This is a genomic window from Niallia endozanthoxylica (genome assembly GCF_008710145.1).
Classification (GTDB): Bacteria; Bacillota; Bacilli; order Bacillales; family Cytobacillaceae; genus Bacillus_BD; species Bacillus_BD endozanthoxylica.
In genome coordinates, this window is sequence record NZ_VYKL01000010.1 from 71,416 (window position 1) to 96,380 (window position 24,965).

Genomic DNA, 24,965 nt, shown 5'->3' on the forward strand with positions numbered 1-24,965 from the left:
GGAGGTGAAGAATTTGTCAAAACAACAATCAAATATGCAAGGGAAGCCTATAAATAATCAGCCTAGTGCAGGGTCAAAATATCATGAAGAGCATGCTGGTAATGTTCAAGGCTATGGCTCTAATAACGTGGATGTAAATGAGAGCAGTATGAATAGTATGAAAGATACTAACAATCAAGAATGAATAGTAAACGCCCTTTTGCGGCGTTTTTTTGTTGAGTAAACGATTAAAAAAACTAATCAGCTTGTTTTTTATTTTGTTTTTAATTCTAGCAATATGAGTTAAACTAACATAATGTACATTTAAATGATATTGGAGTTGATTCAATGAGCAGTGCTAAAGGTAAAGGTGGAACTGGCAGAGGAACGGGTAAGAAGGGATGGACTCGTTGGCAGGCTGGTGCAAATAAAGCGAAGAGTGCAAAACCTTATAAAAGTAAAGGTGTTAAAAATCGGGCAAAGTAGTTGATGTCAGGAAGTGAATGAATTTGATTAATGCACTTATTTTATTTATTCTTGCAGGACTTGCCGAAATTGGCGGAGGTTATTTAATCTGGTTATGGTTAAGAGAAGGCAGGCCCTACTCATTTGGTATTATAGGCGGTATTATATTAGTTTTATACGGTGTGATTGTAACATTCCAAAATTTTCCCTCGTTTGGAAGAGTCTATGCTGCCTATGGAGGAGTTTTTATTATTCTGTCTGTGTTGTGGGGCTGGGGAATAGATCGTAAACCACCAGATTTATATGATTGGATAGGTGCAGGAATATGTTTAATTGGCGCTTCTGTTATTTTATTTGCTCCGCGTCATTAAAAAATGATATTGCAGGATAAAAAAGTAATACGAAAGAAGCTTGTAGAAAAATCTACAAGCTTCTTTCGTTAATTATTTTGATTATATTCTGCAAAAAACTCGTCAATTGCTCGAGTCCAGTTGATTCGTGCCATTTTAGATGCTGTTTTGGCATCTCTTTTTTCAAAGGCTTTAATAATCGCTTCGTGCTCTTTAATCGATTGAGTAGTTAAAATCACAGATTGATGATGAAAAAGCCTCATGACATGTGCTTGAAGAGTAGATACTGCATTTGAAATGTATGGATTTTGGGCAGTTTCAATAATTAAATTATGATAGTAATCATCATATTTAAGTGCTGAATAAAAATCGTTACGATAAATGGCTTGAGCAAAACTTTCATTCAATTCACGCAGTGTTCCGATTGTCTTTTCATCAATAATAGGTGTGGCAAGTTCTGCTGCTAGTGCTTGGAGCGCGCCTAATGGCGGCAAAATCTTTGCAATATCTTCTTTTTTAACAGATGTAACTTGCGTGCCTACACCAGGAAACATTTCCACAAATCCTTGCACATTTAATAATTGTAAAGCTTCCCTAATAGGTGTTCTGCTTACCCCTAGAGCTTGTGCAAGATCAGCATCATGAAGTTTTTCTTGAGGTTTTAGTGTCCCATCAATAATCCATTCTTGAATCTGAGAATAGGCACGCTCTTTTGCAGAAACACGTGTCGGGGTAGAAAAATTAGTTGGTATTGGCATGATTTAACCCACCCTTTGTTCAAATAAATACGTTGTTATTAAAATACTATTTTTATATTCTTTAATACCATCATTATATATATTAATATAGATAAATGCAATATATCGCATGTATCGACATTATTTTAGAGTAATATATTGCATAAATATAATGCATGTGATATCTTAAGTGTACCGATGTATTACGGACTTTAAAACAAAGGAGGAAACGGAAATAGATTATTACAGACCTAAGTGTCTGAAAATTTAAATAAGAGTAAGTTTTTATATTAGTATTATTGTTTTTACATTTGGTTTATAGGTAGGAAATATATGTAAATAGTATCCTGCTTATATTACATGCATGTATGCATCGTGATTAGAGACATCTAGGAGGGGAAAATATGAAACAGAAAATGTCATTTTCTTATTTAGTTGCGGTCGGCTTTATGCTTTTCGCTTTATTCTTTGGAGCTGGAAATTTAATTTTCCCTGCGATGCTGGGACAATCAGCAGGATCCAATGTTTGGACAGCTAATCTTGGATTTATCGTTACTGGTGTAGGGTTGCCATTATTAGGTGTAATTGCCTTAGGTTATTCAGGGAAAAGTGATTTACAATCATTAGCAAGCAGAGTAAGTCCATTTTTTGGAGTTGCTTTTACAGTTGCACTTTATTTATCAATTGGACCATTATTTGCGATACCAAGAACAGCTACGGTATCATTTGAAATGGGAGTTAAACCGTATATCACTGAAGAGTTTACGACAATTGGATTATTAATTTTTTCAATCATCTTTTTTGGAATTACAGTATACTTTTCATTAAAATCAACAAAAATTGTTGATATCGTAGGAAAAGTCTTAACACCGCTATTATTATTATTTATTGCCATTCTTATTATTACTGCATTCTTCAAGCCAATGGGAGAATTCCAGGCCCCAACAGAGAATTATATGAGCGACGCATTTTTTAAAGGAATTCAAGAAGGCTATTTAACAATGGATGCACTTGCTGCCTTTGTTTTCGGAATTATTGTTATTAATGCGGTTAAAGAAAGAGGAGCAACAACAAGAAAAGAAATGATGAGTGCCGTGGCGAAAGCTGCACTTATTGCTGCAGGACTTTTAGCTGTTATTTATACTTCGCTTACTTTTATTGGAGCTTCAAGCGTACAGGAGCTTGGTTTATTGGATAATGGAGGTGCTGTACTGGCGGGTGCTGCAAATCACTTCTTTGGTCAGTATGGCGGAATCTTACTAAGCTTAATTGTACTTGGTGCATGTTTAACAACAAGTATTGGTCTAATTACATCTTGTGCAACGTATTTTACGAAATTATCGCCTAGTATTTCTTACACAAAATTTGTTATTATCTTTTCTGCTTTTAGTACAGTTATTGCGAACTTCGGATTAAGTCAGTTAATTTCTTTCTCTGTACCAGTATTAGTAGCGATTTATCCTTTAGCTGTTTGCTTAATGGCTCTTACTTTCTTGCACAATTTCTTTAAAGGAAGAAAAGAAGTGTATCAATGGAGCATGGGATTAACCTTTATTGTTGCTTTATTTGATGGATTAAATGCCGCTGGAATCAGCTTTGCACCAGTTAATGAGTTATTTGCTAATATCCTTCCTTTGTATAGTCAAGGTTTAGGATGGATTGTACCAGCAATCGTTGGTGCCGTAATTGGACTGATAACTAGTTTGATTGTAAAAGGAAATTTAGATTCTACGCCAGCAGAAAACTAAGATAGATAAGTATAATATGAAAAGGTCCACCAGATTTGAATCTGGTGGACCTTTTCATAATTAAGAGGATTAAATCAAGCTTGTTTCTTTTTCTTTTGATAAAGATAAGAGCTGTTCTTTAATTTCCTCTGCATTTATTTGTTTTTGTGCAACTCCTGTTTCCATTGCGGCATTCGCAACAGCTTCAGCCACATGGGCTGCCACTCTTGGATCAAATGGATCAGGAATGACATAATCAGCATGTAATTCTTCGTCTGTGATTAATCCTGCAATGGCATGAACCGCTGCTACTTTCATTTCCTCGTTAATTTCCTTTGCATGTACTTCTAATGCACCGCGGAAAATACCAGGGAAAGCAAGAACATTATTTACTTGATTTGAGAAATCTGAACGGCCTGTTCCAACAACAAAGGCACCCGCTTCCTTTGCTTCTTCCGGCATGATTTCCGGAATTGGATTTGCCATTGCAAAAATGATTGATTTTTGATTCATTGTTTGAACCATTTCTTTTGTTACTACACCTGGGGCTGATACGCCTACAAATACATCTGCTCCGACGAGAGCATCCGCTAGTGTACCTTGCTTTTTCTCGTTATTTGTAATACGAGCTAATTCTTCTTTGAAAGGATTCATTCCAAATGGACGTCCTTCATAGATGATTCCTTTCGTATCACATAAAACGACATCTTTTACACCCATGTTCAGTAATAATTTAACAATCGCAACACCGGCTGAACCGGCACCGTTTGCTACCACACGAATGTCTTCCAGCTTTTTGTCAACAAGTTTTAGTGCATTAAGCAATCCCGCAGCAGTTACAATGGCTGTACCATGTTGATCATCATGGAAAACCGGAATATTGCATTCTTTTTTGAGTCTTTCCTCAATTTCAAAGCACTGCGGTGCAGCAATATCTTCTAAGTTTACACCGCCAAAGGTCGGCTCCAATAATTTTACAGTCTCAACAATCTTGTCTGGGTCCGTTGTATCTAAGCAAATGGGAAATGCATCAACATCTGCAAAAGATTTAAATAATAAAGCTTTTCCTTCCATTACTGGCATGGCAGCTTTTGGACCTATATTTCCAAGACCTAGTACAGCTGTTCCATTTGTAACAACAGCAACTAGATTTCCTTTCATTGTGTACTCATATGCTTTGCTGTCATCTTCAAATATGTCCAAGCATGGTTCAGCTACACCTGGGGAATAAGCAAGGCTTAAGTCATGCGCATTTCGTACTGTAACCTTTGAGTGAACACCCAGCTTTCCTCTATTTTCTTTGTGTAACTTCAATGCTTTTTCACGTAACGTTGACATTTGTGTGGTCTCTCCTTTGGGATAATTTCATAGATTAATAGTGCTAGTAAAAAGTTAATTAGAATACTGTGTCTCTTAGAAAAGATCTTAAACTGCAACTAGTTTAACTGAGCGGTTGTAGAAGGAAATCACCTCAGTAAGGATTGTGTAACCTTTAATACTTTTAAGTGCTTCTTTTGCTTCTTTTTCTGTTTTGAATTCATAAATTTTTGTTTCTTCTCCTACATAGGCGGTGATTACCCACATCATAACTTCTTCCATTTTAAGATCAATTCTCCCTTTTACTTTTTTTGCTATTACCTGTTAACATAAGCAATTATAACAGCCTGAAATAAATTGAAAATACTTTCTACAAAAGAAGTCAAAAGATTACAAAAAAAAAATATTTTTCTCGCGTTTTTCTATAAAAATTATCTTGTTTTATTGGATTTTTTCAAAGGATAATTTTTGTATTTTGTAAAATAGTTATGAATATTTTCATTTGCTTTGTAAAAATGCTGTTTATTGTCGAAAAAAAGGTAATACTAAATCAGACATAACGAATTGACAATATTGTACAATGGATTTGACATATTCTTAAGTTCTTTTGATAATTCACAAAAGTCCATGTGTGCTGTTTAAAATTATGTAAAGGAGTCATGAAGATGGCAGATGAAAAAGACGTAAGCAAGGATAAGAATGAAGAGGTTATCGTAAATAAAGCAATTGAAGGAGATACAATTGAAATTAAAAAGGGTCCTATGAAAGGAAAGAAAGGGAAAGTCATTGTATCCAGGGAAAACTCAGTTATTGTTGAAATCGGGACAAACTCTAAAACAGATGAACCGATAAAAACGGTAGTTAATCATAAGAATTATAAAAAGGCAAAATAGATTTAGTATACATATGAAAACCTTAAAAACGTTTCTGCAAAAGTAGAAACGTTTTGTTTTATTATTTTTTAATGTAAATGTTAAATGGTTAGACTGTAAGTGAAGCATTTCCAGAACAATCTTGATAAAAACGAAGAATAACCATATCAGCGGATATGGTTATTCTTCGTTTTTATTTACTTTTCTTCATTTCCCTTGCTGCCTTTTTTCTGGCCTTTTTGCTTAATCCTGCTTCTGCACCGAATTCAGTATCGCTGCTTCCAGTATGTGGTTGATTTCGGTTGTTATTTTTGTTTGTCATATGGTCCTCCTTTTATGTATACATCTTTTGATTGATAGGCTGAAATAGCCTTATTTGTTACGGCTACTATGATTGTTTTCACAGGTGAAAAGGCTATGTAGGCAATCAATCGAATAAATTCTTGAGTGTGAAAACCTATTAAATAAGTAGCTGAGCTTATTATGAGCGTTATGAATGATTATTATTCTTAATTTTATTATATTTCATTTTTAAAATATATTAATTATTGAATTTGTATATACAAAAAAACAGAAGAGAGGAGAAAGGACCCCTCTTCTGTTTTATTCTTCACTCGCTGATTGTAAGGTATATCCATGGTCCAGGTCTAAGGAGTTTGAGATAGCAGCTGTTAAACTATGTGAACCAGTCGTATCATGACCTGCTTCCCAAAGCATCATCCCGCCAAAACCATTATCTAGTGCTAATTTTGTTTTCTTTTGAACTGTTCCGATACCATTGTAGTAGTAGGTGGTTCCATTCATCACAACTGTATCCTGTCCAGCATTTTCTGGATTGTTATTAATGATTGCTGCATAGGAGATTTGTTTGACGTTTGGATCCTCTGGCTGTGCATAAAAAGGCACTCCCAATACCAGTTTGTTTTTTGCAATCTGATGGCTATCAAAAAGGTGAGACCAATAGTTAACGATATTTTCAATATAAGGATAAGGTGCTAAATTGGCTGCATTATAGCCGTCGTCCCAATGACCATCATAAGCCATGATATTGACATGGTCCACATGATTAAACATAGCAGGTTCATAGATGACATTGTTAATTTCTGTTCCAGCTACACTATGAACTTTAGCATTGACAGCAATAGATAATTCTTTATTTTTACTATGAAGTTTTTCACTTAATTCTTGTGTAAACAAGGTTAAATTGTACGCATCTTCTGTTGAACGAGGATGTTCAAAGTCTATGTCAATACCATCAAGATTTTCCCGGTCTGCTATGTCTGTAAGTTCTATAACCAGTTTTGTTCGAGACTGGGGATTGGAAATAGCTTCCTTAAAATAGGTATAGGACTCACCGCCCTGGATGTGATACCATCCACCGACAGCCAGCATGACCTTTGTATCCTGCTCATGAGCTTTTGAAACGATTGCCCGTAAATTATTTAAAGCAGTTTCTCCGTTTAATAAAAGGCTGCCGTCCTTTGCCGGATGAGCAAAGGAAAAAATGACATGGGTTAAGTCTGCATAATTTACCATGTTAGGGTCACGAAAATCCTGAACATATCCCATTAGGACCTTTGATTGGTTTGTTTCGGTGTTTGGTTCCTGTTCAGGTTCTGAAGTTTGCTCCTGTTTATCCTTTTCTTTCTTAGATGATTGTGTTAAATCTTGCTTATTTTTTATTTTTTGAGAATCTTGCTGACTAGTATGATTAGAATAAAAGATTCCTGCAAAAAATCCTCCGCTAAAAGTAAAAATAATCAACAAAGACAATAGGAGATTACGAATCTTCAAAGATACATCCCTCCCTAAAAATAGTTCATACAAATGATTATAGCAAAATAGCGAATGAATAGTGGCTGGTAAAGTCAGGAAGAAGCGGGCTATTGATAATGAAGAAAAATGTGTAATATGGGATAATAGTAAATAGAAGTATAAAGTTGAATCGTGAAAGGAGTACGAGATGGAATATGAATATAAAGTGCTTTTTTTAGACATAGATGGAACGATAATAAAGCCGGATCACACTTATACGGAATCAACGAAGGAGGCTATTACTCAAATACTGAAATCTGGGATGGAGGTATTTATAGCTACGGGACGACCGATTCATGAGGTGAAAAACCTTGCAAAGGAATTACATATCCAGTCGATTATCGGCCAAAATGGCGCATTAGCTGTTTACAATAATAAAACCATTGTTGAAGAACCAATGAACAGAAAGCAGATAGAGCGGTTTTTAGACATTGCTAAAGAAAATAGTCATGAATTGATTCTTTTTACAAATGAAAAAAATTATGTTACTTCGATGGATCATCCAAAGGTTCAGTATTTTCTTGAAACATTTCAAATGAATAATAATGCTATATTTACAGAAGCGGTAATCGAACGTATCTTGGGCGTAACCGTGATGAACGTGGATCCGGAGCAGACCGCACTATATGAATTTGAAGATAAGATTCGATTGTCTCAAGTAAATGTAGAAGGGAACAAGCATGCCTACGATATTATTCGTACAAATGTGAATAAAGGGGAAGCTGTGAAAAAAGTTCTTCAGTATTTACAGATTTCTAAAGAACAAGCCATTGCTTTCGGAGATGGAATGAATGATAAAGAAATGCTGCAGGCTGTGGGTGAAAGCTTTGCAATGGAAAATGCAAATCCTAATTTGTTTCAATATGCTAAGTATAAAACAGCTTCTGTAACTGATTCAGGCATTTATCATGGATTGAAGACATTAGGTCTAGTCAAATAACAAGGACTTGGATAGAAGAAGAGATGGAGTGTGTAAATGGAGATTTCAAATATACTAGTTGTTAGCCCAATGTATAAAGAAATTCAAACATTACTTCTAGAAAAAGGAATACAGAAGAATTTTCGATACTTGTCTGAGGATCAAGTAACCAAGAGTGATTTAGAATGGGCGGATGCTTTTGTTGCCTTTAACATTAAGACTGAGTTTGATTACCGTCTTGTTAAGTGGGTCCATTCTCTTGGTGCGGGTGTAGATAGTTTTTTGTTTCATAAAGAATGGCCAGAGCAGGTACTGTTAACGAGAACTATTTGTTCCTTTGGACAAAGGATTGCAGAGTATTGTTTAAGCTACATCATAAGGGATTTGCAGTTTCATGATCAATTTCAGCAAGATAAAGAGCAGAAAAAATGGCAGCCCGCAACACCTGGCTTAATAAGTGAGCAAAAGGTAATGATATTCGGTACGGGGGAGATTGGTCAAACAGTCGCGAAGACCTTTGCATTTTTAGGGGCTGAAGTATACGGTCTGTCCTTAAGTGGAATAGAAAAAGAATATTTTACAAAGGTTATGTCAATTGACAACTATGAAGGACGAGCATCTGAAATGGATTACATCATTAATACATTGCCGCTTACGGAAAACACAGTGGGTCTTTTTAATGAAAAGTTTTTTAATGCTGTTTCCAATGTTGGTTTTATTAATGTGGGGAGGGGGGCATCGTTGGATGAAGACGCCTTGCTTCAAGCCTTGCAAATGCAGCAGGTGCGATGGGCTGTTCTTGACGTTTTTACAGATGAACCGCTGCCAAAGGAAAACAAATTATGGCAGCATCCAAAGGTATGGATAACACCGCATATTTCAGCTGTCACGACGCCAAGTGAAGGTGTCGATTGTTTTATCGAAACATTAAAGAGTATTGAAGGAAATCAGCCACTCTACAATAAAGTAGATAGTCAAAAAGGGTATTAAGCTGATGCAATGAATTCTATGATTCTCTTTGTTACAATGAAAACACTCCGTTTGATGATTTTTTTGAAAGAATAAAGAAAGGGTGAATCAATATGAAATATAATTTTGATGAAATAGTCAATCGCAATGGTACGTATTCTGTCAAATGGGATGGTGGAGAATTACTTAAAGCAATGGGTTTGACTGATCGGTTTGATGAAGAAACTTTGCCATTGTTCACTGCTGATATGGATTTACCAGTCCCTCAGCCTTTAATCGAAGCTTTACATAAAACAGTTGATCATCGAATTTTCGGATATTCTATTTTTCCTGCTGAGTATTATGAAGCGATTCAGCATTGGTTCAAAAAGAGACATGACTGGGAGATAAAGAAAGAGGAAATTGTTTATTGTCCGGGTACTGTGTACGCAACCAATATTGCGGTAAAAGCCTTAACAAACCCAGGTGATGGTGTAATTATCCAAAGACCTGTCTATCCTCCTTTTACAAGAGCGATTGTTGAAAATGACCGTACACTTTTGAATAATGCTTTAATTTGTGATGAGGATGGTTATTATACGATTGATTTTGAAGATTTTGAAGCAAAAGCCAAAGATGAAAAGACAAAAATGTTTATCTTATGTAATCCGCATAATCCGACTGGAAGAATTTTCAAAGAGGATGAATTGAAAAAACTGTCTGATATCTGTGCGAAGTATAATGTCATTCTTGTCGCTGATGAAATTCATGGTGATATTATCAGATGTAATCAAAGCTTTACTCCAATTGTTAAGGTAGCTGATCAGACCGACCATATTATCACTTTTACAGCCATTAATAAAACCTTTAACTTAGCCGGTTTACATTGCACAAATGTTATTATTTCAAATCTAGAGCTGAGGAAAAAGTTCAGTGATGCTATTGGTATGAAATCAGCGTCACCATTCACTGTTGCTGCGCTTATTTCTGTATATAGGGATGGGGAAGAGTGGCTGGAGCAGTTGAAGGAGTATCTTGATGGTACAATGGAATGGATTGTTGGGTTCATAAAAGAAAACATGCCTAAAGTAAAAGTGAGAATCCCTGAAGGAACGTATGTGATGTGGATGGATTTCAGCGGATATGGAATATCACCAAAAGAGGTTCATGACCGTATTTATAACCGAGCGAATGTTCTGCTCCAGGACGGAGTCATGTTTGGGAAAGAAGGACTGGAATTTCAAAGAATTTGTATTCCATCTCCAAGACCCATAATAAAAGAAGCATTTGCAAGAATAGCAAGAGAGTTTGAAGATTTACAATAAGGTCTCTAATTCTACTGTAAAAGCAGGTTCCATATACGGGATCTGTTTTTATTTGGATTTATTTATAACCATACGGCTACTTTTCAGCGAAGCTGAAAGGCGTGAGAAATGGACATTTCTTACGAATGAGTCAAAAATCGAGCTTATCAACTTGTTTGCTAACAAAGCTACTTAATTAAGTAAGGGTATTCATTTTTAAATTTTTTGAATATAATATCTTTTCAAAAGTATTATTTTATTGTATATTGTTTTATAAGAATAGTATTTTCTTTTTTATCGTTCTATCTGTGTTACGTAAAGAAGGCACAATCAGTCCACTAGGATTACATAAAATCAAATGAATATAAAGTCCTTCTCGACAATATATTCTAAAAATTATAATATATTAAAAGATTTAAAAAATAAGGAGCGAATGTCCATGCATGATTTTCATACTCATTTTATTCCAACAGAAGTTCTTAATTGGATTAAAGATAATAAAAAGAACATTAATGCCCAATGGGTAGTGAAAGAAGATAATAAAGAGGATTTTCTAACTATTAATCAAAAGTGGGGGTTTGAATTAAAAAAATCCTTTATTGATAAGGATGTTTATAAGGCAGACCAAGAAAAAGCAGGGGTCACTCATTCGTTGGTTTCTCCTATCCCGCAGCTATTCTTATATGATTTTCCTTTAGAAATCACTACGGAGATGTCTAGAGTTTATAACCAATCCCTGTCTAAGCTTGTAAAAGAATCAAATGGAAAAATGTCAGCGCTTGGAACCATTCCATTAACAAATCCTTTGAAAGCTGCTGAAATTTTAAGGGAAGCAATGAACCTTGGACTGAAGGGGGCAATTATAGGACCTGGAATGGGGCAGCAAATGCTTTCAGATTCCTTCTTCCAGCCATTTTTTGAAGAGGCGGACAAGCTAAAGGCTATCCTTTTCATCCATCCACTTCTAAGCGAGGATCCTCGTTTAAAGAGAAGAATGATGCCGAATCTGATTGGTGTTCCGTGGGAAACAACTGTTTGTGCGACGGATTTACTTTTAAGTGGAATGGTCGATAAATACCCAAATATTAAAATTCTATTTGCTCATGGTGGAGGATTATTGCCATACCAAATTGGCCGTTTGGATAAAGGTTATGAAAAATGGGAATTAGTCTCTTCAAATCTGCAAGCACCGCCTTCAGAGTACTTAAAACGTTTCTGGTATGACAGTGTTCTATGGAATCAAAACAGTCTTGACTTTCTTGTTAGTATGGTTGGTGAAGATCGAGTTGTGGCAGGTTCTGATTACCCATTTGATTTATGTGTATGGCCGCCGCAAGAGATAAGCGATAAAGGGGCCCAATCCCTGCTGGAATTTGCTATTAAATAATGCGTATTAACCCCCCCTAAAGAAATCACTTTTTACGATTTCTTTAGGGGGGTTTTTATTATGGTATTTCATAATATAAATGGCAAAAAAAGATCATGCTCCGCATAGCTTAATACCTGACTTGTATAAGAAAAAAGAACATGCTAACATAGAAATAATAGATTGAATATTTTAAAAAAACAAATAATTTTCAGGAAAAAAAGAAAACAGGAGGCTTTTTTATGTCAATTGAATTAAGTATTATTGCACCACACGTTCCAAGTATTTGTCACGAAGATCAAGCGCCGGATTTTCAAAAAGGAATTGTAGAAGGGTTGAAAGAGGTTGCTAAGGAAATTGCTCAAATAGGACCTGATGCTATTGTGTTAGTTTCCTGTCACTGGCCGACAACATTTGCACACTATGTAGATTGTTATCCTGTACATAAAGGACTTCTTACTGCACAAGAAGCCCCGGATCTAATTAAAGATGTGCCGTATTACTATCCTGGTGATGCAGAATTAGCTGCTCAATTAGTGCAGGCAGGAAAAGATGCAGAACTTTCGGTAGAAGGGGTATACGATGAACATTTTGTTTGGGATTATGGTACGGTTGTTCCGTTGCGTTATCTTGTTCCAAACGAAGATATCCCTGTTATCAATCTATCAGTCACACTAGCTGCAAATCTTGAAGAAACCTATAGATGGGGCCAGGTCATTGCAAAGGTTTTACGTGAATCTGATAAAAAGGTAGTATTTGTTGCAAGCGGAGCCTTAGCTCATAATCTAGTCCGCGGCAGACATCATATGCCAACTTTGGCTGAACATGCGATGGATAAGCAATTTGTTGAATTTGTTATGAATAAAGAATATCAAGCAGCCTATGCAATGCTGCCGCAATTTTCAAGCATGGCAAAAGTTGAATCAGGCGGCCGTCATTTAGCCATGTTATTTGGCATTATTGATGAAGATAGTACTCCAGTATATTATGCGGATGCACAATCTTCCGGCAGCTGGAATCCACTCATAACGTTTAGGAAAACAAGAGTATCTAGTAAAGAAGTGAAATCAAAAGAGGAATACGTAAAATAACAGACTAAAACAGCTGTTTTTTAGATGTGATGATCTATTAGACAGCTGTTATTATTTTTGTTCTACACAAATGAGGAGTAATAGAATAGAATGGTTAAGAAAGTATTATTGGGCAAGGAAGAATGTGAGATGAAGAAGACTATTTATGATCTAGTATTAATATTACTAGGTTCTTTTATTTTTTCGATTGGAATAAATTATTTTACAATCCCAAATATGCTGTCGGAAGGGGGCGTTATTGGTCTTACTCTGATTGCACACTATGTGTTTGGCTGGTCGACAGGAATGTTAAATTTTTTATTAAATACCATTCTATTTTTACTCGGATCTAAATTTTTTGATAAAAGAACGATTTTTTATACGTTATTTTCAATTGCTTCCTCTTCCTTCTTTTTACATGTAACAAAGGAAGTTGGGCATGTATTGACGATGGATACGTTACTAGCCTCGATTTTTGCTGGATTATTAGTCGGTATGGGAATAGGAATTATTTTTCGGGCCGGTGGAACATCAGGCGGAACAACTGTGTTAGCACGAATTGCTCATCAAGTGTTAGGTTGGAGTATCGGTAAAGGTATTTTGGTGATGGATGTCGTCGTTGTAGCTGGTTCCATTTTTATCATTGGGATTGAAAAAGCGATGTATACACTTGTAGTCGTATGGGTAGGTGCGAAGGCAATCGACTTTATCGTAGATGGATTGGATGAGCGAGTTGCTGTGATTATTATTTCAAATCAACCACAAAAAATGCTGCACAGTATCACGAACAGTATGTCAAGAGGGTTGACTGTTCTCGAGGGAAAAGGCGGTTATACAGGCGCTGATAAAGAAGTTTTATATATTGTTATCAATAAACAGGAACTAGTCCAGTTGCAAAATATAATCAAAGATATTGATATAAATGCTTATGTTACCGCCCATCACGTTCATGAAGTAATGGGCAGAGGTTACAAGGCAAGCAAGTCCAAGGCAGCTGAAGGTGCTTAATGGTTGAGTCAAAAATCAGGCCTATCAACATTGTTCGCTAACAAAGCTATTTTCATAAAAGGATGATGAAGATGAAAGTGTGCTTATAGGTCTTTTTAACTACTTTGTTTATAGGATATAAATACCATTGAATTCATTATGGAGATGAATTAAGATAAAAACACAAGCTGCATTGCTCGTAGCCATAATAAAGTTTTAACCTTTAAGCTGTAATAGGGAGTTTAAATCGAAACGGGAATGCCAGGCCTCTGTCTATACGACAAGGAGGACATGCAGGAATGTTTCTGCAAACACCCACTTTGAGGAGTGGTGGTTTAAAACTTTCTTATACCTGTTTACGACAAAAGCGGCTAACCATGTAATTTGTAAGCCAGTTTCCAATCGGAGACTGGTTTTTAATTTCATTCTATCAAATAAGCCGGCCCTATTGAATGACTTGTCATTCAATAGGGCCGGCTTATTTGCATATGAAAAGCATAGTAATACTGCTTAAAGAATGTAATTGCTGATTGAGCGCTATTAATATTATTCTTTCTGCATAAATCTGCGAGCGTCATTAATTTATTCATAGCTACTGTTTGTTTATTCGTAGCGAGTACAAAATAAATTAAAGTATTAATAACAGGCTGCGGCAGCTTCATTTCTTTCAATTTTCTGATTACCTTTGATTGGGGATGGAGGGATGGGATGTATTCTTGAACTTCCATCAGTACATCTTCTGTCGTATTGGTTTCTAAAAACTCAGCTAATTTTCTTTCCTTCTCCTCTATGATGACGGTTTCATCAAACATGAAAGTACTCCTTTCTATAAAATTATTATTCCATTTTATTCATAATTGGATGACTGTTAATTGATAAATTGGTCAAAGACAAGGTTGATTAGCCATAGTGAACTAATAGCAACCATAGTGTATATACATACATAGAATAACGTTTCCATAATAGATCCTCTTTCTTTTATTTGTAAATGGATATCAATCGCAGCTTTCAAGGTTCTTTTTATTTGTTCATATGTATTCTATTTATCTATTTTTTTCTCTCAACACTCATACATTATATAGTAGTTCTAATTCAATTTTTGTCGAATGATTGGAATAAAAAATTTTTTTAATGTAAGTGTAAAAATATGTAATGATTGAAAAGAAATATGTATTCACATATAACAGAAAAGAACTTAAACATTCCATTTGCTGCAACGTCAGTCTGTATCGTACCCTAGTAAAAAAACTTTTCAAGAAATTACGAGGGCATTCGGAAGGGAATTTACATTTTTCTAAACAACACGACAAGATTATTTGTCAAAAAAAATATAATAGTAGCATTCTGTATTTTGGCGCTGATGATTAGGACTTTTGACTTGCAGGTATAAAAATAGTCTTTCACGAAACTATACATACTGAATTTAGGCAGGGGAAAGAAATGAGAGTTATAGTCTTTAATATCTGCTATATGAATACAGTATTTAATCAAACCTTCGAACAATATGAATCAGTATCCTATGATAAAGATTTTGATTGAAAATGGAATGGACATAATTTAGGAGGGATGTTAATGTTGTTGGAATTTGATGCGAATTTAGATCAGAACGCAAGAATTAAAGTAATCGGCGTTGGCGGAGGAGGAGGCAACGCCGTGAATCGAATGATAGAGGATGGAATTGAAGGAGTTGAATTTATTGCGGTTAATACCGATGCACAGGCACTTAAACTGTCCCGTGCAGGGATTACGATGCAAATTGGAACGGCGTTAACGAGAGGACTGGGTGCGGGTGCTAATCCAGAAGTTGGAAAACTAGCAGTAGATGAAAGCAGAATGCATATTGAAGAGGTGCTTGAAGGGGCAGATATGGTATTTGTGACAGCTGGAATGGGCGGAGGCACTGGGACTGGAGCTGCGCCGGCGATTGCCGCTATTGCACGTGAACAAGGGGCCTTGACTATTGGTATCGTTACAAGACCATTTACCTTCGAAGGCAAGAGACGTTCAATGAATGCGGCGAAAGGTATCGAAGCCATGAGACAAGCAGTGGACACATTGATTATCATTCCAAACGATCGGTTATTAGGAGTGGTAGATAAAAAAACGCCTATGCTTGCTGCTTTTCGTGAAGCAGATAATGTATTACGCCAGGGGGTTCAAGGTATATCTGACTTAATTGCAGTCCCAGGATTAATTAACCTTGATTTTGCAGATGTCAAAACGATTATGTCTAATAAAGGAACAGCTTTAATGGGAATTGGTATTGCAGAAGGTGAAGGCAGAGCTGTAGAAGCAGTCAAGCAGGCCATATCAAGCCCGTTGCTTGAACAATCTATCGAAGGAGCACAAGGGGTGCTGTTAAATATTACAGGCGGTAATGATCTTAGTCTTTATGAAGTTCAAGAGGCAGCTGATATTGTAGCGTCTTCTTCGGATGAAGAATTAAATATGATATTTGGTTCTATCATAAATGAAAATCTAAAGAACAAGATAATTGTTACAGTAGTAGCAACAGGTTTTGAAGATAGTGATATTCCATCCATGAATACGTCTTCCCGACCTCTTTTGACTAGGAGACAGAACCTACGGAGAGAAGAACAGCGACATCCAGCCAATGAACCGCAAAAAAGGGAAGAAGTTTTACAGCCATTTGCTGGCTATCCCCAATTTAAAGAAGATTCATTAGATACTCCTACTTTTTTACGAAATCGAAACAGAAGATATTAAGTGAAGCCTTAAAAGGATGCCATATTTATTATGGCATCCTTTTAAGGCTGAAAGTCACTAAAACCATTGCTTCGGATATTGTCTAGTTTTGAACAAGTTATTATATATAACAGAAATGGCAATAACCAGAATTGAACAAAAAACAATCATAAACAGATAATCCCAGCCTGGCTGAGTATTAATGGCTACAACCGCACTAGCTGCAGCGGGCGGATGCACAACCTTCAAAATAAACATAAGGAAGACAGCTATCGCCAGAGTTATTCCAATTATGACAGGGCTTTTTCCAAATAGGCTCCATAATAAAAGAGCTGCAAAGGTAGAAATGAAGTGTCCGCCAATTACCGGAAGAGGCTGGGAAAATGGTCCTTCATGGATGGCGAAAACAAGTAAGCAGGTTGCGCCAATAGGACCGAGAACCATTGGGTAACCTAGAGATACGGCAAGTATGGAAATAATGATCATGGCAATCAGTCCGCCAGTTGCCGAAATAACATTCTCGATTAAGTTTAGTCTGTGGCCTTTGACCTTTTGTCCCTTCATTTTTGTTATATAAGTACTTAAGAATACATTACTGGGTAAACTATTACTAACTTTAACGGTGTCTCGTTCCAAGCTCATTCTTTCAATCTCCTCAAACTGTTCTATTAACTATATTATTCATAAAATTCATTCTAATGGAAAATAAAGATTATTTAAATCCTTTTTATAGAAATAAATTATAAAATATTTATTCATTACTAGAGTAATTTTTTGAATCAGTAAGGGGATAAGCCTTTAAAAAATTATAACACTAGATTATTATAATTAATAATACATACAAAAAGGGGATTTATATGGAATCAGTTATTCAAAATCAAATTCATTCGTTTAGAGAAAGTCGTAAAAATAGAGGCAGACTATTAATCAACTGTCCTGATCAGCCAGGAATTGTTGCTACTGTTTCAAAATTTTTGTACGATAATGATGCAAATATTATTGAATCCAATCAATACACAACAAATCCTGAAGGCGGAAACTTCTTCATGCGTGTTGAATTTGAATGTCCTGATATTTTATCGAAAAAAGAAATGCTACAAAATCAATTTCAAGCAATAGCAGATACATTTTCGATGGATTGGAAGTTAACCTTTGTTTATGATATGAAAAGGACAGCTATTTTTGTTTCAAAAGAGCTTCATTGTCTGCGTGAATTGTTATGGGAGTGGCAAAATGGCGATTTACTTACTGATATTGCACTAGTAGTCAGCAATCATGAGGATTCAAGAGCCATTGTTGAAGCGTTAGATATTCCTTTCTACTATATACCTGCCAGCAAAGAAAATCGCGCACAGGTAGAAGAAAAACAGTTAGAACTCTTAAAGGAATATAACATTGATTTAATTATTTTGGCGAGATATATGCAAATTTTGACGCCTTCCTTTGTTGAGGCACATCCATTCCAAATCATTAACATTCACCATTCTTTCTTGCCTGCATTTATTGGAGCAAGACCGTATGACCGCGCCTATCAGCGCGGTGTAAAGCTTATTGGGGCTACATCACATTATGTGACAAATGATCTTGATGAGGGACCTATTATTGAACAGGATGTTCTGCGTGTAGACCATCGGAGTCAAATTGAGGATTTGAAAAAGAGCGGCCGTACGATTGAACGGAGCGTGCTGGCAAGAGCTGTAAAATGGCATCTCGAAGATCGTGTCATTGTACATGAAAACAAAACGATTGTATTTTAAAAAAAATAGCCTTGTTTATTAACATTGTTGATTTTTGACTCATCTAAAGCTGTATGGTTATGAAGTGACAGGAGAAAATGAATTTTCTCCTGTCACTTCATAAACCATACAGCAACCTTTCGGCACAGCTGAAAGGCGTGAGAAATGTCCATTTCCTACGGATGAGTCAAAAATCTGGCTTATCAACAGGATTCGTTAGCATAACCTAAAAAATAAAAAAGGACGGGTTCTATATAGCCTACATAGGAATATAGAACCCATTCTTGTATCTGCAAGCAGTAAGAATGTTAGCAGGGGGGATAAATATGGCTGCTGTGAAATTAGTTAAGATTGATGGTGAAAGTATTCATGTATTTAACAGTGCCATTTATCTTTTTGAATCAAGTACGGGATTTACATTAGAGTTAGATATGATTGTTAGTGAAGTGGCAGTAAAGAAATATAAAAATGAGAAGAATTTAATTATTGAAATACAGTTAGACGATGGCAGAATTATAAGCTCCATTATGTACGTAAAAGCGTTGGTCGGCAGGTTACCGCAGCTTAGTCTGTTCTGTGAAATAAATGATCCGAATGAATATCCTGATTTGGATAGAATACATGAAAATGATTCAGAGTTTCCAAATATTGAAGATGGCATTACAATAGAGGAAATTCGTAAAGTTGAAATGCCGATTGAAAAAATCAGTTTAAAGTTGAAATTACCGATTGATCAAGTGGAATGGCTGCAGGAACAGAAGACGGCAGACTTACATCGATTCTTTAAAGACGTTATTTATGATTATTGGCGAAAACAGACATCTAAATAAATTAGAGGTCTGTTTTTTTAAAATCGAAAAGAAGCTTGGAATATTTCTCAAGCTTCTTTATTACTGGTTATTTTTCGGTCTATTTGGAGTGTTAACTCAATATCAAATTTTTATTTCTGCCATGGACTTTTGTATAATAAATGCCTTTATTCTTAAAAACAAAAATGAGTAACTTTTTCCTTACTATTATCCTGGAAGATTGATTCTTTCATATGGAGTTGTTTTAATAAAGTAAGAATGCGGTTTTTCTGCCTTCATTTTATCCAGTTCACTGAAAAGATACTTGTATTCAGCAAGAGATAGTTTTTCTTCGATATAACATTTTTGAACATAATCTAATAGGTCATTGGCATGTGAAGGATTGTAATTTTTTTCCTGGGTAAATTGATATATTAAGTTTTCTATTGTCATAGTTTTCACTCCTTAAATAGATTATCTAGCTAATGAATACGCTCTCAAAAACAAGTATAACATGTGATATGTACAGTTTAAATTTTTATAAAATTCAAACTAACGACACCTTTTTACATATTTAAATCTTTTAATATATCGTTAAATAATGATCAATCTCGTTGTTTGTTGATATGAATGGTTTTTAAAAAATGAAACTTACCAAAAATGGAACTATTTGGAATTGATGTTTTTTAAGCACGCAACGATTCATGTCGAATTTGTCGGAAAGTTTTTTACAAAAATGCATATAAAATGGGTTTAAAAGAGAAAATTCACTTAATATAATAGCAAATTTTTCCACTTTCTGTATAAATAAGGCTAAAAAAGGAAGGCTAATAATGATTTTGGAGTTTATCAAAACATAACTGGAGTGAATCTTATGGACAATCTAGAAAGTCTTGAGCAGCTGCTTCGTGAATATGGGTATCCAGAACAGGCCGTTCATCGTTTTTTAAATGAAGCTGAGGGAATTGATATAGAAGAGATAAAAAAGACCATTATGCCTTATCGGGATATAACTGCCCATAAATAATTGTTTAAAGAAAAATAACCTGATCAATTCTCATGGAAGAATGATTAGGTTATTTTTACTTTATTATCTCTTATTGAGAGGCTCTTGGAGCGCTGGCAAATTGAATTTTCTTATGGGTTCCGTCACAGAATGGTTTTTTATTAGATTGTCCGCAGCGGCAAAGTGAAAAAGTTGATCCTGTCTGAAATGGATTTCCCTCACCGTCAATTAATTCAACATCACCAGTTACGCGAATAGAACCATTATCGTTGATTTTAATGGTTATTTTTTCTTCGTTACTCATTTTCTTATCATCCTTTCTATACAAATGAATTTTATGCAAAACTTGATTGAATAGATATACATGTTGTAGATATATCTTCTCAATTTAATCTATATCAATTATGGACATATATTATACTTGGTATAATCAGCAAATTCGTATAAATGATCCTTTACTTCTTATACTATGTATGAATTATCTTTTTTCGCCAATATATGTTATGATGAATCTTCATGATAGAAAGAGGACGTGAAAATTGTGATAAAAATTGAAATTCCACAGCCTGATCTTACGATTACAGAAAGAAAACAAACTCCTAAAGAAAATGAACCAATCATAAAACCCATTTATGGCTTTATTGATTTCCATTTGATTCCACGGGATAAGGGCGGTATTTTCTTATTTTATAATATCAATGACGAGCTGCTTTTCGTTGGAAAGGCTAGAAAACTAAGACAACGGATTAAAAAACATTTTGAAGATAATGTTTCTCCGATTAAACTTCATCGGGACGAGGTATATCGAATGGATATCTGCATTGTAGATGATCCGATGGAGAGAGAGATTTACGAAACCTATATTATTAATAAACTGCGTGCAAAATACAATATAGATAAAGTTTTTTATAAGTAAATCCAATTTTTACCATTGTAAATTTGCTTTCATAAAAACTTACTGCTATGATGGAATAGAATTATTTTTGTTCTTTGTATTGGACTAGATAGTGATAAAACGCTGATTGTCTAAGCCCTTGAGCAAGGATAGTTATAATATGTGTTAAACGCACTAGGAGGCAACAAAATGGAACATGGTAAAGTAAAATGGTTTAATGCTGAAAAAGGTTTTGGATTTATTGAGCGTGAAGGAGCAGAAGATGTATTCGTACATTTCTCAGCTATCCAAGGCGACGGGTTTAAATCATTAGACGAAGGTCAAAGCGTTACTTTTGAAGTAGAACAAGGTCAGCGTGGACCGCAGGCTGCTAACGTACAAAAAGCATAATGATTGCCTACATAACAGACTCTTTTATGGGTCTGTTTTTATTATGGTTGCTTTTTCACATAATTTCTATAAAAACTTCGTGAATTAATAGGAATTACCTAAAAATTAAGGTGAATTCTGAATTTTTACAAGCTTCTTCTTGTCGAAAAGCACTCTTTTATTGTTAAATAAAAAGTAAGAACAATTAAATTATTTTGATATTACTTTATAAGAAAGAGTAACTAGTAAAGAGGAGCTGTATGAAGAATGAATAGCCTTAGGTTTGAGACAAAAAAAGTTGGAGGAATGGAAAAGCTCATTCCTTATAATCATAAATTAGCCCCATTCTTCATCAGGGACCGTTTATTTTCTTTGATACCAGAAGGCACTGAACATATTTATGTGGTGGGAATTGGTTCCAATAAAATAAATGGGGACAGCCTAGGGCCGTTTGTCGGTACATTATTGGAAGGATTATATACAAATCATATAACAGTTGCCGGAACCTTAAAGTATCCTTTAGATGCAGTCACTCTTGAAACGGATCTAAATCAGATTTCTTTCCCTAATAATAGCTTTGTAGTAGCTATTGATAGTGTATTAGGCTCTGAACAAACAGTAAATTCCATTTTGATCCGGGATGGAGCTATAAGTCCTGGCGCAGGCTTAGGGAATAAGTTGCCTCTAGTTGGTGATTGCAGTGTGATGGGGGTAGTGTTTAAAAATATTCCATCTGAAACACGATCGCTCTTTCTGACTGATCTTCATCTTATTTATACAATGGCAACGACAATTGCGAAGGGGATTTCGCTTACAGCTCGTCAATATTTTCAATATCCGTCTAATCAGCCGCTTTTACTTTTAGGATGAGAAGTGAACAGGATATTTTAAGAACATGCAGGAAAGGGCTTTTTCCGATTATCAATTTCGGAGAGCCCTTATTATCGTTACATTAGTGTGCAAATTACGAAAGCTGATATTGTTTCAAAGCCTGTTCATTATTGACGGTGATATGATGATAGCCAAGTGAAATCCAGCCCTGTTTTTCAAATTGCTTAAGGATTTTTGTTGTAGTTACTCTGGCAATGCCTATTAATTCAGCTATTTCTTGATGGGTATAATCAATAGAATAATGTGAATCGGATTCTGTTTCTTTAAAATAGGTTCCGAGTTGAACTAATATATGCGCGACTTTTTTGTCAGACGATAAAAAAGCCATGCTGTATACCTGGATGGAGAGCAGGCGGATGGTTTGGGCCATTAAGGAATATAACTCAATCATTAAGCTCGGATTCAGGGTCATATATGTAAGCATCCGGTCAATATCAACCGTGAGCAACTCTACATCGGTTACCGTACTAGCTGATGTTAAGCGGGGAGTATGACTGAGATGGGAAGCATCCCCAAAAATCATATTTGGTCCTAATAATTTCAGCGTGATTTCATTGCCCTCTGCAGAGGTGAGAAATAGTCGAACACGCCCAGATTTAATGAGATAAAATTCACTGGCTGCATCATCTTGAAAATAAACCATTTCACCTTTTCCATACTTCTGCACAGTACCGACCTTCTCGATGGCGCTGTATAGATTGGATTCTTTCTCAATCTTCATCGTTCGATGAATTTTTGTACTATCCATATTCAGCCTCTCCTTTCATGAAAATTGTAACCTAGATAACAATCTTTGTGAAATAGTACCTGTAATGGAAAAGGGACTTTTTTGTTATTAAATAAAATCATAACGATATTGTTCAACGTCTATGCGGTGATTTTCATCTACAGCAATGCCTTCCTGTTTAAGAAGGGTTATTTGTAAATAATGTGTTTCTTCGTCTTTAATAGCAATTTCTCCTTTTGCACTAACGACTCTATGCCATGGAAGCTGGTGTTTTTCACTCATGGAGTGAAGGATTCGAACGACCTGCCTGGCTCCCCTGGGACTACCTGCTTCAGCAGCAATCTGTCCATAGGTCATGATTTTTCCTTCTGGAATGGATTTAATGATGTTGATCGCTTTTTCAGTGAATGGGTTCATATTCAGCCTCTTTTCTACGAATAACAATTTCTCTTGTACTTTAAAGTAACCTTAATATACGAGAAACAATACAATGGGACAAGAGGATTCCTAGTATAAGCACTTTTTGGACTATCCCTGTCAAAGTGGTATAATACTAGATAGGTACAATGAATTAAATGGAAGAAACGATAATCACAAGTTTATTGTTTCGTGAATAGAGAAACATGATAAATAGAACAAGAGGGAGATAACATCATGCAAAAGCAATTATTTCACACAACCAATCCTGCAGAGCTCGGAAATTATTTCTTCGGAGAACGTTTATTGGATTTCCCCAAATATTTAACTTTTTTAATGGATTACTTGGACCGTAATAACCAGCAGGTTCAATTTCTGCATGCATTTGTGCATATTGAATCAAAGGATGAAGAGAAAGAAGAAGTGTTGACTGTTGAAACTGTTTTTTATAATGGAAATGAAATCATTCGTATCTGGGGGGCAAAGGATACAGAAAGCGGTGTCGCTCTAATCGTTACAATGGAGGTCATCAACGCAGAAACAAAACAAACAGAGGAAGAATACATTGTGATAGAAAATGATGAGGAATTCTATCATGAACAGGAACAGGAGAATTAAACGCCTAAGAGGACTTTTCGTCAAAGGATGACTGGTCCTCTTAGTCAATAAAATATGGGGATTAATCTATTTGTTTTTGCTTATTTTGCTTTTTGTCACTTAACAAAGTAAATTCCAACGGTTGGTCAGAACCATTCATCAGCTTATAAACATAGGAAGAAGTCAACTTATAACCATCCTCTAGTTTACCTGCTAAATAGTTCGTTCGTTCAAAAATAATTGAGCGGATATGATTTAATTGCCGGGAAATCTTTTCGGTTAATGCTTCCTGTTTATCAAGTCGTTTCAGGACGTCTACTTGAAATGCCTCTTGTTTCGCTGCTGTTTCCTTATTACGTGTTATCTGTTCGTTCACCTGTAAGGACAACTGTTGAATGGCGGCTTCATTTCGCTTCAGCCGTGAAGCCATTTCCTCGTCTGATGCAAGCATATTATTCATTTGTTCTAGTATGGAGGTTTTGATTTGGTTTTCACTTTCTATACTGGCTTGGAGAGTGACATTTTTTTCATTTAAGGAATGAAGCGAATGAATCATTTCATTCTCAAAATGTTCATGATGATCATAGCTGCTCTTAAGATCATGGATTTGTCTTTTCATATTATTACACTGTTTTACTATGGTTTTTTGTAGATTGTTGTAACGAGGTTTTAGCTCTTCAATTGATTTTTTTAGTTCCTGGTTTGCTTTTTCTTGCTCTTGTATCAATTTGGTGAGGGAATTACATCTGACAATTTCTTGATTCGGTTCTTTCGGTAATACATTATTTTTATAAATAGTAGGATGTTTATCATCATGGTTTATAAATATTCCCATTTCTTCTCTCACCCCCTATAACCCTTGTTTTCTCATATTATGTAAAAAAAAACGGATGAGTGTCACAAGATATTTTGTTAGGGAAGGAAAAAAATAAATAGTGTATGATTTTTCTTAAGGATTTAATAATTAATAAAATATT

At 35.3% G+C, this 24,965-nt stretch carries 31 protein-coding genes and 1 other RNA gene; 20 read left to right on the forward strand and 12 right to left on the reverse strand.

Going from position 1 to position 24,965, the window contains the following annotated elements:
* Window positions 1-13: 13 nt before the first annotated feature.
* From F4V44_RS27195 to F4V44_RS03830, 3 genes are all read left to right on the forward strand, one after another.
* Window positions 14-184 (forward strand): hypothetical protein, encoded by a 171-nt coding sequence (locus tag F4V44_RS27195; RefSeq protein ID WP_191090550.1) that lies wholly within the window; start codon window positions 14-16, stop codon window positions 182-184.
* A gap of 143 nt (window positions 185-327) precedes the next feature.
* Window positions 328-465 carry a DUF3934 family protein gene (locus tag F4V44_RS03825; protein ID WP_150438665.1) on the forward strand — a complete coding sequence of 46 codons (138 nt, stop codon included), beginning with the start codon at window positions 328-330 and terminating at the stop codon, window positions 463-465.
* A gap of 17 nt (window positions 466-482) precedes the next feature.
* A complete protein-coding gene (locus F4V44_RS03830) occupies window positions 483-815 on the forward strand; it encodes a YnfA family protein (RefSeq protein WP_150438666.1) in 333 nt (110 codons plus the stop codon).
* Between the two features lie 68 nt (window positions 816-883).
* Here F4V44_RS03830 and F4V44_RS03835 read toward each other — a convergent pair whose 3' ends face one another.
* A complete protein-coding gene (locus F4V44_RS03835; RefSeq protein WP_150438667.1) occupies window positions 884-1,552 on the reverse strand; it encodes a GntR family transcriptional regulator in 669 nt (222 codons plus the stop codon).
* Between the two features lie 383 nt (window positions 1,553-1,935).
* On the opposite strand from F4V44_RS03835, the gene brnQ reads away from it, so the two are divergent.
* Window positions 1,936-3,279, forward strand: coding sequence for a branched-chain amino acid transport system II carrier protein (brnQ, locus tag F4V44_RS03840; protein ID WP_150438668.1), 1,344 nt, complete (start codon window positions 1,936-1,938; stop codon window positions 3,277-3,279).
* A gap of 69 nt (window positions 3,280-3,348) precedes the next feature.
* Here brnQ and F4V44_RS03845 read toward each other — a convergent pair whose 3' ends face one another.
* Both F4V44_RS03845 and F4V44_RS27200 read right to left on the reverse strand, forming a co-directional pair.
* Window positions 3,349-4,596, reverse strand: a complete 1,248-nt coding sequence (locus F4V44_RS03845; RefSeq protein ID WP_150438669.1) for an NAD(P)-dependent malic enzyme — start codon at window positions 4,594-4,596, stop codon at window positions 3,349-3,351.
* Between the two features lie 87 nt (window positions 4,597-4,683).
* Complete coding sequence (locus F4V44_RS27200; protein WP_191090574.1) at window positions 4,684-4,857, reverse strand: hypothetical protein; 174 nt, start codon at window positions 4,855-4,857, stop codon at window positions 4,684-4,686.
* Between the two features lie 383 nt (window positions 4,858-5,240).
* Between F4V44_RS27200 and F4V44_RS03850 the strand changes: the two genes are divergently transcribed.
* Window positions 5,241-5,468 carry a DUF2187 family protein gene (locus F4V44_RS03850; protein WP_150438670.1) on the forward strand — a complete coding sequence of 76 codons (228 nt, stop codon included), beginning with the start codon at window positions 5,241-5,243 and terminating at the stop codon, window positions 5,466-5,468.
* A 172-nt stretch (window positions 5,469-5,640) separates the two neighbouring features.
* Here the strand turns inward: F4V44_RS03850 and F4V44_RS28110 are convergent, their stop codons facing one another.
* Together F4V44_RS28110 and F4V44_RS03855 are read right to left on the reverse strand one after the other, a co-directional pair.
* Window positions 5,641-5,769 carry a hypothetical protein gene (locus tag F4V44_RS28110; RefSeq protein WP_263406654.1) on the reverse strand — a complete coding sequence of 43 codons (129 nt, stop codon included), beginning with the start codon at window positions 5,767-5,769 and terminating at the stop codon, window positions 5,641-5,643.
* Window positions 5,770-6,050: 281 nt separating this feature from the next.
* On the reverse strand, window positions 6,051-7,241 hold the full coding sequence (locus F4V44_RS03855) for a glycosyl hydrolase family 18 protein (protein WP_150438671.1): 1,191 nt from the start codon (window positions 7,239-7,241) through the stop codon (window positions 6,051-6,053).
* Between the two features lie 169 nt (window positions 7,242-7,410).
* Here F4V44_RS03855 and F4V44_RS03860 point away from each other — a divergent pair, with 169 nt between their 5' ends.
* The 7 genes from F4V44_RS03860 (at window position 7,411) to ssrS (ending at window position 14,234) form a co-directional block, all read left to right on the forward strand.
* Entirely contained in the window at window positions 7,411-8,202 is a 792-nt protein-coding gene (locus tag F4V44_RS03860; protein ID WP_150438672.1) for an HAD family hydrolase, read from the forward strand.
* Window positions 8,203-8,238: 36 nt separating this feature from the next.
* Window positions 8,239-9,171, forward strand: coding sequence for a D-2-hydroxyacid dehydrogenase (locus F4V44_RS03865; RefSeq protein ID WP_150438673.1), 933 nt, complete (start codon window positions 8,239-8,241; stop codon window positions 9,169-9,171).
* A gap of 92 nt (window positions 9,172-9,263) precedes the next feature.
* Complete coding sequence (locus F4V44_RS03870) at window positions 9,264-10,454, forward strand: MalY/PatB family protein (protein ID WP_150438674.1); 1,191 nt, start codon at window positions 9,264-9,266, stop codon at window positions 10,452-10,454.
* 418 nt (window positions 10,455-10,872) lie between these two features.
* Window positions 10,873-11,820, forward strand: a complete 948-nt coding sequence (locus F4V44_RS03875) for an amidohydrolase family protein (protein ID WP_150438675.1) — start codon at window positions 10,873-10,875, stop codon at window positions 11,818-11,820.
* 221 nt (window positions 11,821-12,041) lie between these two features.
* Window positions 12,042-12,890 (forward strand): DODA-type extradiol aromatic ring-opening family dioxygenase, encoded by an 849-nt coding sequence (locus F4V44_RS03880; protein ID WP_150438676.1) that lies wholly within the window; start codon window positions 12,042-12,044, stop codon window positions 12,888-12,890.
* A 129-nt stretch (window positions 12,891-13,019) separates the two neighbouring features.
* Entirely contained in the window at window positions 13,020-13,877 is an 858-nt protein-coding gene (locus F4V44_RS03885) for a YitT family protein (protein WP_150438887.1), read from the forward strand.
* 161 nt (window positions 13,878-14,038) lie between these two features.
* Window positions 14,039-14,234, forward strand: a non-coding RNA gene (gene ssrS / locus F4V44_RS03890) — 6S RNA.
* A gap of 86 nt (window positions 14,235-14,320) precedes the next feature.
* Here ssrS and F4V44_RS03895 read toward each other — a convergent pair.
* Entirely contained in the window at window positions 14,321-14,668 is a 348-nt protein-coding gene (locus F4V44_RS03895) for a replication initiation and membrane attachment family protein (protein WP_150438677.1), read from the reverse strand.
* Between the two features lie 763 nt (window positions 14,669-15,431).
* On the opposite strand from F4V44_RS03895, the gene ftsZ reads away from it, so the two are divergent.
* Window positions 15,432-16,583: a cell division protein FtsZ gene (ftsZ, locus tag F4V44_RS03900; protein WP_150438888.1), complete on the forward strand. Its 1,152-nt coding sequence runs from the start codon at window positions 15,432-15,434 to the stop codon at window positions 16,581-16,583.
* Window positions 16,584-16,640: 57 nt separating this feature from the next.
* On the opposite strand, the gene F4V44_RS03905 is transcribed toward ftsZ, so the two are convergent.
* Window positions 16,641-17,204 (reverse strand): HPP family protein, encoded by a 564-nt coding sequence (locus F4V44_RS03905; RefSeq protein ID WP_150438678.1) that lies wholly within the window; start codon window positions 17,202-17,204, stop codon window positions 16,641-16,643.
* 215 nt (window positions 17,205-17,419) lie between these two features.
* Between F4V44_RS03905 and purU the strand changes: the two genes are divergently transcribed.
* On the forward strand, window positions 17,420-18,319 hold the full coding sequence (gene purU / locus F4V44_RS03910; protein ID WP_150438679.1) for a formyltetrahydrofolate deformylase: 900 nt from the start codon (window positions 17,420-17,422) through the stop codon (window positions 18,317-18,319).
* 305 nt (window positions 18,320-18,624) lie between these two features.
* Window positions 18,625-19,128 (forward strand): hypothetical protein, encoded by a 504-nt coding sequence (locus tag F4V44_RS03915; protein ID WP_150438680.1) that lies wholly within the window; start codon window positions 18,625-18,627, stop codon window positions 19,126-19,128.
* 186 nt (window positions 19,129-19,314) lie between these two features.
* On the opposite strand, the gene yppF is transcribed toward F4V44_RS03915, so the two are convergent.
* Window positions 19,315-19,539: a YppF family protein gene (gene yppF, locus F4V44_RS03920; protein WP_150438681.1), complete on the reverse strand. Its 225-nt coding sequence runs from the start codon at window positions 19,537-19,539 to the stop codon at window positions 19,315-19,317.
* 421 nt (window positions 19,540-19,960) lie between these two features.
* Between yppF and F4V44_RS27205 the strand changes: the two genes are divergently transcribed.
* Window positions 19,961-20,113, forward strand: a complete 153-nt coding sequence (locus tag F4V44_RS27205; RefSeq protein WP_191090552.1) for a hypothetical protein — start codon at window positions 19,961-19,963, stop codon at window positions 20,111-20,113.
* 70 nt (window positions 20,114-20,183) lie between these two features.
* Here the strand turns inward: F4V44_RS27205 and F4V44_RS03925 are convergent, their stop codons facing one another.
* Window positions 20,184-20,396, reverse strand: a complete 213-nt coding sequence (locus F4V44_RS03925; protein ID WP_150438682.1) for a CDGSH iron-sulfur domain-containing protein — start codon at window positions 20,394-20,396, stop codon at window positions 20,184-20,186.
* A 237-nt stretch (window positions 20,397-20,633) separates the two neighbouring features.
* Here F4V44_RS03925 and F4V44_RS03930 point away from each other — a divergent pair, with 237 nt between their 5' ends.
* The 3 genes from F4V44_RS03930 (at window position 20,634) to yyaC (ending at window position 22,226) form a co-directional block, all read left to right on the forward strand.
* A complete protein-coding gene (locus tag F4V44_RS03930) occupies window positions 20,634-21,008 on the forward strand; it encodes a nucleotide excision repair endonuclease (protein WP_150438683.1) in 375 nt (124 codons plus the stop codon).
* Window positions 21,009-21,176: 168 nt separating this feature from the next.
* Window positions 21,177-21,377: a cold-shock protein gene (locus F4V44_RS03935; protein ID WP_150438684.1), complete on the forward strand. Its 201-nt coding sequence runs from the start codon at window positions 21,177-21,179 to the stop codon at window positions 21,375-21,377.
* A 246-nt stretch (window positions 21,378-21,623) separates the two neighbouring features.
* Window positions 21,624-22,226: a spore protease YyaC gene (yyaC, locus tag F4V44_RS03940; protein WP_223881785.1), complete on the forward strand. Its 603-nt coding sequence runs from the start codon at window positions 21,624-21,626 to the stop codon at window positions 22,224-22,226.
* Between the two features lie 94 nt (window positions 22,227-22,320).
* Here yyaC and F4V44_RS03945 read toward each other — a convergent pair whose 3' ends face one another.
* Together F4V44_RS03945 and F4V44_RS03950 are read right to left on the reverse strand one after the other, a co-directional pair.
* Complete coding sequence (locus tag F4V44_RS03945; protein WP_150438685.1) at window positions 22,321-22,995, reverse strand: Crp/Fnr family transcriptional regulator; 675 nt, start codon at window positions 22,993-22,995, stop codon at window positions 22,321-22,323.
* 87 nt (window positions 22,996-23,082) lie between these two features.
* Window positions 23,083-23,391, reverse strand: a complete 309-nt coding sequence (locus F4V44_RS03950; RefSeq protein ID WP_150438686.1) for an MGMT family protein — start codon at window positions 23,389-23,391, stop codon at window positions 23,083-23,085.
* A 237-nt stretch (window positions 23,392-23,628) separates the two neighbouring features.
* Between F4V44_RS03950 and F4V44_RS03955 the strand changes: the two genes are divergently transcribed.
* Window positions 23,629-24,009 (forward strand): hypothetical protein, encoded by a 381-nt coding sequence (locus F4V44_RS03955; RefSeq protein WP_150438687.1) that lies wholly within the window; start codon window positions 23,629-23,631, stop codon window positions 24,007-24,009.
* Window positions 24,010-24,070: 61 nt separating this feature from the next.
* Here F4V44_RS03955 and F4V44_RS03960 read toward each other — a convergent pair whose 3' ends face one another.
* Window positions 24,071-24,823: a coiled-coil domain-containing protein gene (locus F4V44_RS03960; RefSeq protein WP_150438688.1), complete on the reverse strand. Its 753-nt coding sequence runs from the start codon at window positions 24,821-24,823 to the stop codon at window positions 24,071-24,073.
* Window positions 24,824-24,965 lie beyond the last annotated feature (142 nt).